Annotated in this window: 10 protein-coding genes; 7 read left to right on the forward strand and 3 right to left on the reverse strand. The window is 67.8% G+C overall.

The features are described from left to right. Positions 1-83 precede the first annotated feature (83 nt). Complete coding sequence (locus OG474_RS25020) at positions 84-530, forward strand: hypothetical protein (RefSeq protein ID WP_405055992.1); 447 nt, start codon at positions 84-86, stop codon at positions 528-530. Between the two features lie 10 nt (positions 531-540). On the opposite strand, the gene OG474_RS25025 is transcribed toward OG474_RS25020, so the two are convergent. Together OG474_RS25025 and OG474_RS25030 are read right to left on the reverse strand one after the other, a co-directional pair. Next, entirely contained in the window at positions 541-2169 is a 1629-nt protein-coding gene (locus tag OG474_RS25025; RefSeq protein ID WP_405055993.1) for a phospho-sugar mutase, read from the reverse strand. 125 nt (positions 2170-2294) lie between these two features. Then, positions 2295-2756 (reverse strand): gamma-glutamylcyclotransferase, encoded by a 462-nt coding sequence (locus OG474_RS25030; RefSeq protein WP_405055994.1) that lies wholly within the window; start codon positions 2754-2756, stop codon positions 2295-2297. A gap of 31 nt (positions 2757-2787) precedes the next feature. Between OG474_RS25030 and OG474_RS25035 the strand changes: the two genes are divergently transcribed. From OG474_RS25035 to OG474_RS25045, 3 genes are all read left to right on the forward strand, one after another. Then, a complete protein-coding gene (locus tag OG474_RS25035; RefSeq protein ID WP_405055995.1) occupies positions 2788-4167 on the forward strand; it encodes an NAD(P)H-quinone dehydrogenase in 1380 nt (459 codons plus the stop codon). 248 nt (positions 4168-4415) lie between these two features. Continuing rightward, positions 4416-8510: a S8 family serine peptidase gene (locus tag OG474_RS25040; RefSeq protein ID WP_405055996.1), complete on the forward strand. Its 4095-nt coding sequence runs from the start codon at positions 4416-4418 to the stop codon at positions 8508-8510. Between the two features lie 78 nt (positions 8511-8588). After that, complete coding sequence (locus OG474_RS25045) at positions 8589-8771, forward strand: hypothetical protein (protein WP_405055997.1); 183 nt, start codon at positions 8589-8591, stop codon at positions 8769-8771. A 121-nt stretch (positions 8772-8892) separates the two neighbouring features. On the opposite strand, the gene OG474_RS25050 is transcribed toward OG474_RS25045, so the two are convergent. Then, positions 8893-9732 (reverse strand): hypothetical protein, encoded by an 840-nt coding sequence (locus OG474_RS25050; RefSeq protein WP_405055998.1) that lies wholly within the window; start codon positions 9730-9732, stop codon positions 8893-8895. A gap of 163 nt (positions 9733-9895) precedes the next feature. Here OG474_RS25050 and OG474_RS25055 point away from each other — a divergent pair, with 163 nt between their 5' ends. The 3 genes from OG474_RS25055 (at position 9896) to OG474_RS25065 (ending at position 13914) form a co-directional block, all read left to right on the forward strand. Beyond that, positions 9896-11452, forward strand: a complete 1557-nt coding sequence (locus OG474_RS25055; protein ID WP_405055999.1) for an N-acetylmuramoyl-L-alanine amidase — start codon at positions 9896-9898, stop codon at positions 11450-11452. Continuing rightward, positions 11449-12669, forward strand: coding sequence for a SpoIID/LytB domain-containing protein (locus OG474_RS25060; RefSeq protein ID WP_405056000.1), 1221 nt, complete (start codon positions 11449-11451; stop codon positions 12667-12669). Before OG474_RS25055 ends, OG474_RS25060 begins: the two co-directional genes overlap by 4 nt. A gap of 93 nt (positions 12670-12762) precedes the next feature. After that, positions 12763-13914, forward strand: coding sequence for a glycoside hydrolase family 76 protein (locus OG474_RS25065; protein ID WP_405056001.1), 1152 nt, complete (start codon positions 12763-12765; stop codon positions 13912-13914). Positions 13915-13965 lie beyond the last annotated feature (51 nt).

Consider the following 13965-nt stretch of genomic DNA (forward strand, 5'->3'; position numbering starts at 1 on the left):
CTGCGATCGTGTGGTTACTTGTTTCGAATCCGCACGCCCTACAGTTCTGTAGTCGAACGGTCGAACGGCAGGAGTCAAGGACAGTGAACTACGACGAGTTCAACACCGAGTACGCGAAGGTGCTGGACAAGATCCAGAGCGGTAGAAGCAGTTGGTCGGAGCTGTCCGGGCACGTCACCCGGCTCCGCCAGGCGACCGCCGGGATCACCACGCCGGCGGAGCGGACGCAGGTCACCAGCGATCTGGCCGCACTGAGCCAGATGGTCGACATGTCGCGACGTACCAACGACAAAGAGGACGTGTGGACGGTCACGTCCGACGCGATCCGCCGGGCCAGCAGCCAGGAGGGTTCGGTCGCCGACCGGATCAGCCGGATCGACGCGGCCATCAACGACATCACCAGCCTGGCCGGCCGGAACCCGGACGAGCGGGACGCGCTGATGCAGTCGACGAGCACCCTGCGCATCCTGCACTCGTCGCTGCAGGCCTCCCTGCGCGCCGAGCAGGCCGAAGCCGCGGCGGCGCACTGAGAGATCTGCTTCACAGCCCCAGGGCTGTGGAGAGTGCTTGTTTGATTCCGGCGAGATCCTCGGCTGCTGAGCCTCTCGCCGTGGTGACATCCCCGTTCTGCACGGGGATGACCACCTCGAGGTAGCACTTGAGCTTCGGCTCGGTGCCGGACGGACGAACGACGACGCGCGCGCCTTCGGACAACGAGTACCGAAGGCCGTCCGTCGGCGGCAGAGCCTCCGACCCCTCGGCCAGATCATCGACCTGTACGACGCTGTGCGTGCCGAGCGTCGTCGGGGGAGTGGCCCGCAGATTCGCCATCGCAGTCTGGATCAGGCTGAGATCCTCGACCCGGAACGACAACTGGTCGGTCGCGTGCAGACCGTACTTGTTGGCCAGATCGTCGAGCAGATCGAGCAGCGTCCGCCCCTCGGCCTTCGCCCGAGCGGCCATCTCCAGCACCCGGACCAGCGTCGAGACGCCGTCCTTGTCCTTTACGGCAGCCGGGTCGACGCAGTAGCCGAGTGCCTCCTCGTAGCCGAAGACCAGCTCCGGCACCCGGCCGATCCACTTGAAGCCGGTCAGCGTCTCGACGTACCGGACGTCGTACGCGGCGGCGATCTTGCCGAGCAGCGACGACGAGACGATCGAGCATGCCGCGACGCCGTCCGGCCTGTTACTCAGGAGGAACTCGCCGAGCAGCGCGCCCAACTCGTCGCCCCGAAGCATCCGCCAGCCCTCAGGCCCCGGTACGGCGACCGCACAGCGGTCCGCATCCGGGTCGTTCGCCACCGCGATGTCGGCGCCGATCTCGCGGGCCAGCTCCAGGGCCAGGTCGATTGCTCCCGGCTCCTCGGGGTTGGGGAAGTTCACCGTGGGGAAGTCAGGGTCCGGATCCGCCTGCGCCGCGACCACCGACGGTACGGCGAACCCGGCGCGCGCGGCCGCGTCCTCGGCCAGGATCCGGCCGACGCCGTGCAGCGGCGTGTAAGCCACGTTCAGCTCTCTCGGAGCCTCGGCTGGGACCAGCTCGGCAATGCGGTCCAGATAGGCGTTCAGGAGCTCGTCGCCGGTGGTCTGCCAGTCGTCGCCGCGCGGGACCGACTCCAGCGGGCCGACCGCGGCGATGGCAGCCGCGATCTCGATGTCCGCGGGCGGCACGATCTGCGAGCCGTCGCCGAGGTACACCTTGTAGCCGTTGTCCTGGGGCGGGTTGTGCGAGGCCGTCACGACCACGCCGGCCACGGCCTTCAGATGCCGGATCCCGAACGCGATCACCGGCGTCGGCGTGTGCCGGTCGAGCAGAACGGCATCCAGTCCGGCCCCGCGGATCACGGCGGCCGTGTCCTGGGCGAACACATCCGACTTGTGGCGAGCGTCGTACCCGATCAGCACCGGCCCGTCGGTCAGCCCGTTCGCCTTCAGGTACGCCGCGAGTCCGGCCGCCGCCCGGATCACCACGACCCGGTTCATCCGGTTCGGCCCGGCGCCGACGGCACCCCGCAACCCCGCCGTACCGAACTCCAACGTCCCGGCGAACCGATCCGCCAGCTCCACGGTGTCGCCCGCATCCAGGAGTTGTCGCAGCTCAGCCCGCGTATCCGGGTCCGGGTCCTCACTCAACCAAGCCTCAGCGGCCGCCCGCAGCTCATCAGTCACCCCCGCACATTAACGTCCGAAGGACTCGCAGACAGGGTCTCCGGATCGTCGGACGTTATTTCAGCTACCCGCTAACGTCCGAAGGAACCACAGACGTGGTCTCCGGATCTTCGGACGTTGCGAAATCAGTGGCCGGAGGACTGGCAGGGGCGGGAGCGGAGCTCGGCGACGTAGTCGTCGGGGGCGCCGGCCGCTTCGGCGGCTTCGGCGAGGATGCCGACGTACCGGGCCGAGGGGAGGCCGCCCTCGTAGGCGTTCAGGACGTACATCCAGGCCAGCTGCTCGCCGTCCAGGGTCTGCACCCGGACCTGGATCTTCCGGTAGACGCCCTGATCGATCCACTCCCACTCGTCCAGGCGCTCGATGTCCTTGGGGTGGATGTCGTAGAGGGCGACGAAAACCTGGTGGGCCGGGTCGGAGGCGTCCTCGACGACGGTGGCCATCGAGCCCTCCCAGCCGAGCTCCTCACCACCGAAGGTCAGGCGCCAGCCGGTCAGCCAGCCGGTCCCGCGCAGCGGCGAGTACGGACAGCGCTCGGCCATCAGGTTCGGGTCAAGATTCGACGCAAACGCGGCGTACAGGGTCACGAGAAATCAGGATACGGAACAATGGCCTCTTGTGGCGCGAGTTGTGATCATCGGTGGCGGTCCAGGCGGGTACGAAGCGGCTAGTGCAGCCGCCCAACTAGGGGCGGAGGTGACGGTCGTCGATTCCGACGGGATCGGCGGTTCCGCGGTCCTGACCGACTGCGTTCCGAGCAAGACGCTGATCGCCACCGCCGAGGTGATGACGGAGGTGGAGGAGGCCGGCGAGCTCGGTCTGCGGGTCGACGACGGCGACGACGACCCGGCGAACTCCGTCCGGGTCGATCTGGGCGTGGTCAACCGGCGGGTCAAGGCGCTCGCGGCATCGCAGTCCGAGGGTATCGAGCGGCGGCTCGACTCGGACAAGATCCGCATCATCAAGGGCCGCGGCCGCCTCGACGGGCCGGAGACGGTGGTCGTCGGCGACGAGCGGCTCGACGCCGACGTGATCCTGATCGCCACTGGTGCAAGGCCTCGCGTGCTGAAGGGCTCTGAGCCCGACGGCGAGCGGATCCTGACCTGGGAGCAGGTCTACGAGCTCGACCACCTGCCCGAGCGGCTGATCGTCGTCGGTTCCGGTGTCACCGGTGCCGAGTTCGCCAGCGCGTACGACGCCCTCGGCAGCGACGTGGTCCTGGTCTCGTCCCGTGATCGGGTGCTCCCCGGCGAGGACGCCGACGCGGCCGCCGTACTGGAGGACGTGTTCAAGCGGCGCGGGCTGACCGTGCTGAGCAAGTCCCGCGCCGAGTCGGTCAAGCGCGTCGGCGACGGTGTCGTCGTCACCCTGACCGACGGCCGGACGGCCGAGGGTTCACACGCCCTCCTCGCGGTCGGTTCGCTGCCGAATACCGACGAAATGGGCTTGATCGAGTCGGGCGTGTCGCTGACCGACGGCGGCTTCATCCAGGTCGACCGCGTTTCCCGTACGACGGCGCGCGGCGTCTACGCGGCCGGCGACTGCACCGGCGTACTGATGCTGGCCTCCGTGGCCGCCATGCAGGGCCGGATCGCAATGGCCCACGCCCTCGGCGACGCCGTCGCCCCGCTGGACCAGTCCCAGGTCTCGGCCAACGTCTTCACCGCCCCCGAGATCGCCACCGTCGGCCTCACCCAGGCCGCCCTCGACGCCGGCGGCAGCACCGCCATGGTCGTCAAGGTCCCGCTCTCCGACAACGCCCGCGCCAAGATGCAGGGCGTCCGGGACGGTTTCGTGAAGCTCTTCTGCCTGCCGAACACCGGCATCATCGTCGGCGGAGTGGTGGTCGCTCCGCGCGCGTCCGAGCTCATCCACCCGATCGCCCTGGCTGTCGCCGCCCGCCTCACGGTCGACCAGGTGGCGGCGTCCTTCACCGTCTATCCCTCGGTCACCGGCTCGATCGCCGAAGCCGCCCGCAGGCTGCATCTGCGGAGCTGACAAAGTCAGGGGTAAACCTGCGTTCACTCCGGTGACGCAGGGTGATGGTCGTTCTCGGCGGAATTCCGGGAGATTTCGGCTCAGGCGTGGTCTGCGGTGATTTGCATCGGTGACTGATGGTTACCCCTCACTGGGCGTGAGAAAAATCAGCGTCCCCGATCGCTGTCGCGAGGGCCGCCGACGGATTTACGCTCCGGTTGATCAATTGGGGTCCGCGGGGGTGGGCCGCCCATGTCCGGAGGGGAAGCATGAGACGACGTGTGTCGCGCAGTGCTGCGTTCGTTGCCCTGACCACACTCGTACTGGCGTCGGTGACGGCGCCGGTTCGAGCTGAGACCAGGGCGGGCTCGCCGCCGTCAGGGCCGTTGCAGGTGAAAACCGCGGCGGACGCGTTGCTGGCGAAGCTGGATCCGAAGCTCGAGGCGAGGGTCAAGAAGGGTGAGACCGCGCCGGTCGCGGTGTTCGCGACCGTGCAGGGCGATCCGGCGGCGGCGAAGGCCGTGCTGGACAATGCCCGGGTCGCCGGGGCGGGCGACAACGGGATGGTGCTCGGGTCGATCCCGGTCCAGGCGCTGCCGAAGCTGGCCGCAGCCAAGGGCGTGGTGTCGGTGCGGCCGGTGGAGCTCGGGAAGACCGGGCAGCCGCTGAACGACCCGGACCCGGAGCTGCACAAGGCACCGACGCAGGCCGAGAAGCAGGCCGCGCGGGCCAAGCTGCAGACCAGCGAGGTGCCGTACGACCGGGCGCCCGCGCCGCACGGCTCGAACTTCGAGAAGCTGCGCAAGCAGAACCTGAACGACGCCAGGACCCACGACTTCACCGGCGCCTGGAACGCGGGCATCACCGGTCAGGGCGTGACTGTCGGCGTACTGGACGGTGGCACCGACTTCGGCCACCCGGACCTGCTGAACACCTGGCAGACCTGGACCGGCCAGACCGGGACCAAGGCGGGCTGGAACGGCTGGCCGAAGGCCTTCGACCCGTACGGCACCCTGCAGTGGTTGTCCGCGCCGACGCAGGTCGACGACGGCCTGTCCTGGTACACCAAGACCACGGCCGCTACCTGCGCGGTCGCTGGGAAGACCTGCTCGGTCGACTTCGCGACCAAGACCGGACCGTCGCGCAACTTCAGCGCCCCGGCCGGTACCGCGCAGCATGCCTATGACTTCCCGGCGTCCTGGAGCAAGTCCGGCAAGGTCAAGGTCGGCAGCCACCCGGACGACTACCTGCTGCAGCTGTACGGCGAGCGCCCGGCCTACCTGGTCACCGACCCGCACACCGCCGGCGTCTACGACACGGTCTACGTCGACCTCGACGACGATCACTCGTTCGCCGACGAGAAGCCGGTCACCAAGGCCTCGCCCGCGGCGTACCGGGACATGAACGGCGACGGCTACACGGACCTGTCCGGTGGCCTGCTCTACTTCATCTCCGACGGCAAGACCGAGGTCCCCGGTGGGCAGGACGCGTTCGGGGTCCACGACACGTCGTACGGATCGGGTGACCTGCTCGCCTGGACCGGTGACTTCGATCCGCAGATCGAGGGCCACGGCACGCTGACCGCGTCGAACATCGTCGGCCAGGCCGTCATCAACGGGAAGGCGCCGACCTTCAAGGACATCCCCGGTGGCAAGTACGCCGGTGCCGTCCTCGGTGGCGCGCCGCACGCCAAGCTGGCGCCGTTCGGCGACATCTACCTCGGCTTCGACTTCTCCACCCAGTTCGGGTACCTGCTGTCCACCCGCCAGGGCGTCGACGTCACGTCGAACTCCTACGGGCAGTCGACCGTCGACAACGACGGCTGGGACGCGGCCAGCCAGGAAGCCGACGTGATCCACGAAGGCTCGAAGACGACCCCGCTGTTCTCGACCGGCAACGGTGCGCCAGGCTTCGGTACGACGGGTTCGTCGCCGACGGCCGGTATCGCGGTCGGTGCGTCGACCCAGTTCGGTGCGACGGGCTGGGACTCGATCGTGCGCACCAAGCAGATCATGGACAACGACGTCGTCGAGTGGTCGAACCGCGGCTTCCAGTCGAACGCCGCCAACGGTGTCGATGTAGTTGCCGACGGCGCCTATGCGCCCGGTGACGCGACGCTGAACACGATCCTCGACGGACGCGACGCGTGGACCACCTGGGGTGGCACCAGCCGGTCGACTCCGGTCGCGGCCGGTGCGACCGCGCTGATCTACCAGGCCTACGAGAAGGCGCACGGCAAGAACCTGCCGGCCGGCTTCTACACGACGGCCAAGGACATCCTGAAGACGTCGGCCAAGGATCTCGGGTACGACGCCAACGTGCAAGGGTCGGGTTCGATCGACGCGGGCAAGGCCGTGGCGAGCGCCGCCGGCTACCGGGCCGTCGTCAGCCCGTCCGAATGGCGGGTCGGCGACTACCGCGGTACCGAGTACCCGGCGTTCGCGAACGTGATCGCACCGGGTGGAACGGATTCGCAGAAGTTCGATGTCAAGGGCCCGGGCGTCTGGCAGGTCAGCGACCGGCAGCTCGTCCGGACGGCGAACGACACGTTCTCCTTCACCAGCAAGGATCTGAAGCAGGAGAGTACGGGGAACTTCAACGCTCCGGACTATCTGCTGGACCTGACCAAGAAGGTCAAACAGCACAAGGATGCGGACCTGATGCTGATCAAGGTCGAGTATCCGCGGGACGAGTTCGACGGTGACAAGAACCTGACCGAGGACCAGGGCTGGCGGCTGCTGACCTACAACTGGACCGACGTCAACCACGACGGCAAGCTGTGGACCGACAAGGACCACAACGGCGTCGTCAACCACACCGACAAGACGACCAGCTCCAACATCGACGGCTTCCTGGACCTGGACTTCGCGAAGTCGGAGATGCAGCAGGGCGAGTACGGCCGGTTCATGTACCACCGCGCCGGTGCGAACGCGCTGCAGTCGCTGGTCCGCGACCCGGCGTCGCGGATGGCTGACGGCCTGTTCCTCGGGCTGCAGCACTCGGCGAAGAACGCGTCGATTCCGGTGACCCACTTCAAGATCTCGATCGACTGGTACAAGAACAGCGACTGGAAGTGGATCACCACGCCGCGGTACACGACCGGTTCGTTCACCGCGTCGATCAAGATTCCGGCCAAGACGCCGTACGGGATGTACTCCGGCGCCGTCGTACTGAACCGTGGTTCGGACTCGATGGTCGTGCCGGTCTCCGTCGCGGTCGCGGCGAAGGCGGCGCAGGACGCGTCCGGGAAGTTGACCGGGGCAACCACCTTCGGTGGTGAGGACGTCGCCCGGGCCCAGCAGAACTACACGTACAACAACGGTTCGGTGTTCGGTGCGAACGACTGGACCTGGCGAGCTGAATCCGGTGACTGGCGGTTCTTCTACCTCGACGTACCGAAGGTACCGGCCGAGGGGACGAAGTTCCTCGTCAACACGACCTGGAAGGACGCCGGCCCGGCGACCGACCTGGACACGTTGATCATGGGCAGATCCGAGAACCACTTCCAGGTGGTGCCCGATTCGGTCTGGGGCGCGCCGTACACGCTGAACACGGTCGGGAAGAGTCCGAACACCAATGTGCGAGCAGGTGCTTGGCGCTTCGACACCGCAACCGGTGGACCGGCTGATGTGGTGACCGCGCCGGCGCAGGAAGGCCTGCAGGCGTTCGCGCTGCACCAGGTCGGCTGGGAGGGCGACAAGTTCGATGCGCCGTTCAAGATGGACGTCGGCAGTGCGTCGGTCGCACCGTCATCCGTTGCACAGAACGCGACCGGTGACACCGGTGGGTTCGACGTGAAGTTCGAGTCGAGCGTCGCGCTGGACGGTCTGAAGGCTTCCGCCTTCGGTCTCAGCCAGCCGAGTACGACGAGCGAGACGGCTCACCAGGACAACGCGGACGATCCGTCGGCGTCGAGCTTCAAGCGGAACATCACGCTGAACCACGCATCCCGCTTGAGCGTCAGCACCGCGATGGCCGGCAACGACCTCGACCTCTACGTGGTCCGCGACGCCAACAACGACGGCGTCTTCTCCGCATCCGAGATCGTCGCCTCCTCCGCCGGCGGTACGGCGAACGAGTCGGTCGACCTGGTCAGCCCGCCCGACGGCAACTACCAGATCTGGGTCCACGGCTTCGCGGTCGCCGGCACCCCGACCTTCACCTTCAACGTCAACGCAGTCCAAGGAAACGACCTGACAGTCTCAGGCCTCCCCACCGGCCCGGTCCCCGCCGGCACCCCGGTAACCCTGCACGTCAATTACAACAAGCCCATGACCCCCGGCCAGACCTACACCGGCGAGCTCCTACTAGGCCCAACCACGGCCCCCTCGGCCCTGTCGGTCCCGATCAAGATCACCCGGTGACACAACGGTGAAGCAGCACTGAAACGCCGCTGCTCCAAGCTCGGTCAGGAACCTGCCTGACCGAGCTTGGAGCAAGCAATGCAGAAGACAGGGAAGCGGTTGGCGATCCTCGCGGCCGCCGCCATAGCTGTCACCGGAAGCCTGATAGCAGCCACCGACACCCCCGCCACCGCCGCCACCCGAACCAAGGCCGCGGCCCAGCCAGCCGTATCCGTCCGGGGCGGACCGCCAGCACTGTCCAACACTGCGCAGCTCGCGTGATCCACGCTCAGCGCACCTGCCCGGACTGGCTCAGGAACAGGTTGGACAGTGGCGCAGATCCGGAGCGGGGACAGGCGAAGGCCCCGGCAGCCCTTGGAGGGTGCCGGGGCCTTTGGGTGGGTCAGAAGTCGCCGCCGCCGAAGTCGCCGCCGCCGAAGTCCCAGCCGCCGGAGTCGCCGCCGCCGTCGCCGCCGCCGAGGCCTTCCATGCCTCCGCCGTCGCCGCCGCCCATGTCGCCGCCGCCCATGTCTCCGCCCATGTCGCCACCGGCGAAGTCGCCGTAGCCGCCGCCGGCGAACATGCCGCCGAGCATGGTGCCGAGGAACATGCCGGTCATCACGCCGCCCATGGCGCCGAACATGCCTTGGGCGTACGGCGAGTAGGCCGGGCCGGCTTCCCAGTACGGGACGCGCTGCGGGCCGACCATGACCTTGCGGACGTCGGGCTCGGCGCCGGCGCGGACGCGCTCGGCGTCGGCGGCGCAGGCGGGAACCTCACGCGGGGCGCCGCCGGGCGGCGCCCACTGGACGTCCTCGACCGAGGGGCCGTGCTGGGGGTTGAAGAAGCACGACGGGCGCCGCTGCGGGAGGGGCTCGCCGTTGACCCGGGCGCGGACGCACGCTGCCGCGTACCGGCCGTCCTCGAGGATCTCGATGACGTGCTTGATCTGCTCGGCCTCGGTGACCTGCTCGACGGCCTGCTTGGCCGACTCGTAGGAGTCGAGGGCGCGCTGGTAGTCCTGCCGGGCGCCGTCGCCGAGGTCCTTGCCGACCATGTCGAGGTCGAGGTCCTGCAGCTCCTCGCCGAAGCGGGTGATGTCCTCGTCGGCGGTGCGCTTGACCGAGTCGAGTTCGCCGGCGGTGATCTCGTGCTGCTTGCGGGACTGCAGCTGGGTCCGACGGTACGAGCGGTATGCCAGCACCGCGATCACCACCACCGCGATGATCAGGATGAACGTCATGTCGGGCCTCTTCAAAAATGGGGGCTTTACGGTGAGCCTACCGAACATCGCAAGCGCGGCACGCCACGCAGGGTGACCACAATCCCCGGATGGCCGTCACTCAGCGCGCATAATCGATTACCGCCGCCCAGCGACCGCAGTGCCCCCGCCGGAAGGCAGTTCGATGCGCAAGACCCTCCGACTCATCACACTGACCGCGACCGGCCTCTCGCTGGTCGCTACGCACGCCGTGCCGCGCGATCAAACAGCAACCGATCCGACCGCGGCGACGTACCAGGAGATCGCGATCACCGGGCCGTCGGTGGCCGCCGAGACCACGCCGTTCGCGATGGTCGGCGTCACCTGGCCGACTGGTGTGCAGAACGTCCAAGCCAAGGTCCGGGTCAAGCAGGGCGACCAGTGGACCGACTGGCAGGCCCTGCATATCGAGGACGGCCACGGCCCGGACACTCCGGAAGGCAACCCCGGCACCGAACCACTGTGGGTCGGTGATGCGACCGGTATCCAGGCCAGCGCAACCGATGCCGCCGGTACGACGATCGCCGGGGCGAAGGTCGCCTTGATCCAACCCGGCGCACTCTCCACCGACAACGCCGAATCGCCTGCGCCACAAGGCATTGAACCGGCCGCGACCCGTACGCCGTACCCGATGCCGAACGTGTGGAGCCGCCGGCGCTGGGGTGCCGACGAGCGGCTGCGGAGCCTCAACAAGGGCTGCTCGCGGCCGAAGTACACGACCACTGTGCTGGCCGCATTCGTCCATCACACCGCAGACCGCAACAACTACACCAAGGCGCAGGTCCCCGCGATGCTGCGCGCGACGTACGCCTACCACGTGAAGACCCGCGGCTGGTGCGACATCGGCTACAACTTCCTCGTCGACCGCTTCGGCCGGGCCTTCGAGGGCCGGTACGGCGGTACGCAGCTGCCGGTCCTCGGCGCGCACACGGAGAAGTTCAACGCGAACTCGTTCGGCGTCTCGCTGATCGGCAACTTCGACAAGGTCGCGCCGCCGGCACCGATGCTCGAGGCAACGGCTCAGCTGATCGCGTGGAAGCTCGACGCCAACTACCGGTCGCCGACCGTGGACACCGTGCTGGCCAAGCACCGGATCGCGACCATCTCCGGGCACCGCGACACCAAGGCGACTGCATGCCCTGGGCAACAGCTCTACGCGAAACTCGGGTGGCTGCGGCAACGCGTCCTGGCGTTGACGGGGCGCGGATACTCGACGCCGATCTACCAGTTCGCCTCGTCGGTCGGCGGGTTCAAGGCGCTCGGGCAGCCGTTCTGGGGCGAACACCGGACCCGGACGGGTTGGGCGACGTTCTTCAACGCGCGCGACGTGTTCTACTCGCGGGCCAGCGGCACGCATTCGACCACCGGCGTCTTCCGGCAGCGCTACCGCCGGATGGGCTACGACATCCGTGGGCTCGGGCTGCCGACCTCCGAAGTGCACAACGGGCGCGTGCGGGGCACGCGGGTGCAGTCGTTCCGCGACGGCGGCTTCTACTGGGCCAAGCCGTACGGCGTGCGTCCGGTGACCGGTGTTTTCTATCGCAAATACGTTGCCATCGGCGCCGAACGGTCCCGGATCGGCTTGCCGACAACCGATGTCCAGCAGGTGAAGGGCGGGTCGCGGCAGACATTCCAGCGCGGCTGGCTCACCTACAGCAAGCGCAACCGCACGGTCGTCATCCAATACCGGAGTGCCTCATGAAGAAGCGATTGATTGCCACCGTTGTCCTCGCATCCACCCTGATCAGTGCGACCGCCGAGGCGCGGGAGTTCGATCCCACGGCCGTCGCGGAGACGTCGATCAGTGGTCGCGGGTTCGGCCACGGGCGCGGGATGTCGCAGTACGGCGCGCAGGGCGCGGCGATCGCGGGGAAGTCGGCCAAGCAGATTCTCGATTTCTACTACCCGGGGACGACAACCGGGAAGGCGACCGGTGCAATCCGGGTCCGGATCAGCGCAGACACGACCGACGGCGTACGGGTTGCCGCGGTCAACAACCTGCGGGTCCGGGATCTGGTCAGGAACAAGCTCTACGCGTTGCCCAAGGCATCGACGCGCAACCAGTGGTCGATCGATCCGTACGGCGAGCACGGCACCAAGGTCAGCTCGTTCAACACCAAGACCGGCAAGTGGACGCTCTGGAAGACGTTCACCTCGATGACCCAGTTCGAGGGCGCCGCGGTGACGAGCCTCATCCTGCCGTCAGGTGCGGTACGGCGGTATCGCGGTGGGCTGCGCGCGATCGATGCTTCGGGCAAGCACCTCGACACGGTGAACGTCGTCTCGCTCGAGCACTACCTGCGCGGCGTCGTACCGCGGGAAGCCTTGTCCAGCTGGCGTCCGGCCGCTCTGCAGGCGCAGGCGGTTGCCGCGCGCACCTACTCGGTCTTCCATCGCAGCCGGAGTGCGAAGCGGGCCTACGACCTGTGCGACACGATCGCCTGCCAGGTCTACGGCGGCTACGACGACGAGAAGAAGGCAACCAACGCCGCGGTCACGGCGACCGCCGGCCAGGTGCGGCTGTACAAGGGTCAGCCGATCATCGCCGAGTTCTCCTCGGCGAACGGCGGGGCGACCGCGGCCGGGAAGGTTCCGTACCAGGTGATGAAGGTGGATCCCTGGGACGCCTATCCGGGCAACGGGAACCCGAATGTCACCTGGACGGTGACGCGGAAGACGGCCGACGTCCAGGCAGCGTTCGACGTCGGGTCGATTCGGACGCTGCGCGTGATTCGCCGGACCGGGGTCGGGCCGGCCGGTGGCCGGGCGGCGCGGATCGAAGCGGTCGGGTCGAAAGGGCGTGCGGAACTCAGCGCCGATCAGTTGCGCGGACGGCTGCATCTGAAGTCCGCGTGGATCGCGTTCCCGGTGGCTGCACTTGATATGCCAACTCTGCCGGTTGGGCCGGTCGGCCGCTGAGGCATTGACGAGCTCTCCCTGTGCCGACTAGAAATGCGACGGTTAGAACATGACATCGATGTCATCCGTCACCGCCCACAGAGGAGCCGGTCGATGCGCAGGAAATTGGGTATATCAACTCGGATCGTGGCCGGCCTGGTGGCGGTCGCGGTCGTGGGCTCACTGCAGCTCTCCGCGGCCAGTGCCGTGACGAGCAACGCGGGCCGCGCAAAGGCGTCGTACGACGCGATCACCAAGTACTTCGGGACTGAGCACGGACTGCTGCTCGAGGAGTACCCGAACCACCAGACCAACCCGTACTCGTACGTCTGGCCGTACTCGCAGGCCGCGATCGCGGCCGAGGACATCGCCGGCATCCCGGGATCCGGCCACAAAGCGGCCGCAGAGGCGGAACGCCGGATCGACGCCTACTCGGCGTACTGGAACTCGACGACGACGCCGAAGGGGTACGACTCCTACGTGCGCGCGCCGTTGGGCGGTGGCGGCGACAAGTTCTACGACGACAACGAGTGGATCGGCCTGCACCTGATCCAGAACTACCAGCGCACCGGCGACCGTACGTCGCTCGCCCGGGCCAAGGAGATCTTCGCCCTGGTCGTGCACGGTTGGGACACCGACCCGGCGCATCCGTGTGCGGGTGGCGTCTACTGGACCCAAGCCCCGTGGAGCCAGGACCGGAACACGGTCTCGAACGGGCCGGGTGCGGAGCTGGGTGCGCACCTCTACCTGTTGACGCGGGACCGGTCGTACCTCACGTGGGCGAAGCGGATGTACCAGTGGGCGCAGGACTGCATGCTCGCCCCGAACGGTCTCTACTGGGATCACATCGATCTGGCCGGCAATGTCGAGAAGACGCAATGGAGCTACAACCAGGGCGTGATGCTCGGGGCCGGTGTGCTGCTCTACAAGGCGACCGGTGACCACCGCTACCTGCGCGACGCCAAGTCGGTCGCGAACGCGTCGCTCGCCTTCTACAACACCCGCGAGATCCTCGCCAAGAACGGCGCCGCGTTCAACTCGATCTGGTTCAAGAACCTGCTGATCCTGGACTCGGTGTCCCACGACCCCCGCTACCGGAAAGCGATGCAGGCCTACGCCGACGACAACTGGAACACCACCCGCGACCCCGCCACCAACCTCTACAAGTTCCGCGAAGGCTCGGTGGAGCTCCTCCAGCAGTCCGGGATCACCCAGGTCCACGCCCTGCTGGCCTGGCCCCGCTCCCGCTACCACCTCCTAGCCTGAAACCTTCTAGCCTGAAACGAGACCGCCGCCGAGGGACACCCTCGGCGGCGG

Origin of the sequence: Kribbella sp. NBC_01505, assembly GCF_045040285.1 — a bacterium.
Taxonomy (GTDB): Bacteria; Actinomycetota; Actinomycetes; order Propionibacteriales; family Kribbellaceae; genus Kribbella.

Bases quoted from the DNA above. Each gene is read 5' to 3' on its own strand.
- OG474_RS25040 (WP_405055996.1), top strand. From the start codon at position 4,416: ATGAGACGACGTGTGTCGCGCAGTGCTGCGTTCGTTGCCCTGACCACA.
- OG474_RS25055 (WP_405055999.1), top strand. From the start codon at position 9,896: ATGCGCAAGACCCTCCGACTCATCACACTGACCGCGACCGGCCTCTCG.
- OG474_RS25045 (WP_405055997.1), top strand. From the start codon at position 8,589: ATGCAGAAGACAGGGAAGCGGTTGGCGATCCTCGCGGCCGCCGCCATA.
- OG474_RS25060 (WP_405056000.1), top strand. From the start codon at position 11,449: ATGAAGAAGCGATTGATTGCCACCGTTGTCCTCGCATCCACCCTGATC.
- OG474_RS25050 (WP_405055998.1), bottom strand. From the start codon at position 9,732: ATGACGTTCATCCTGATCATCGCGGTGGTGGTGATCGCGGTGCTGGCA.
- OG474_RS25065 (WP_405056001.1), top strand. From the start codon at position 12,763: ATGCGCAGGAAATTGGGTATATCAACTCGGATCGTGGCCGGCCTGGTG.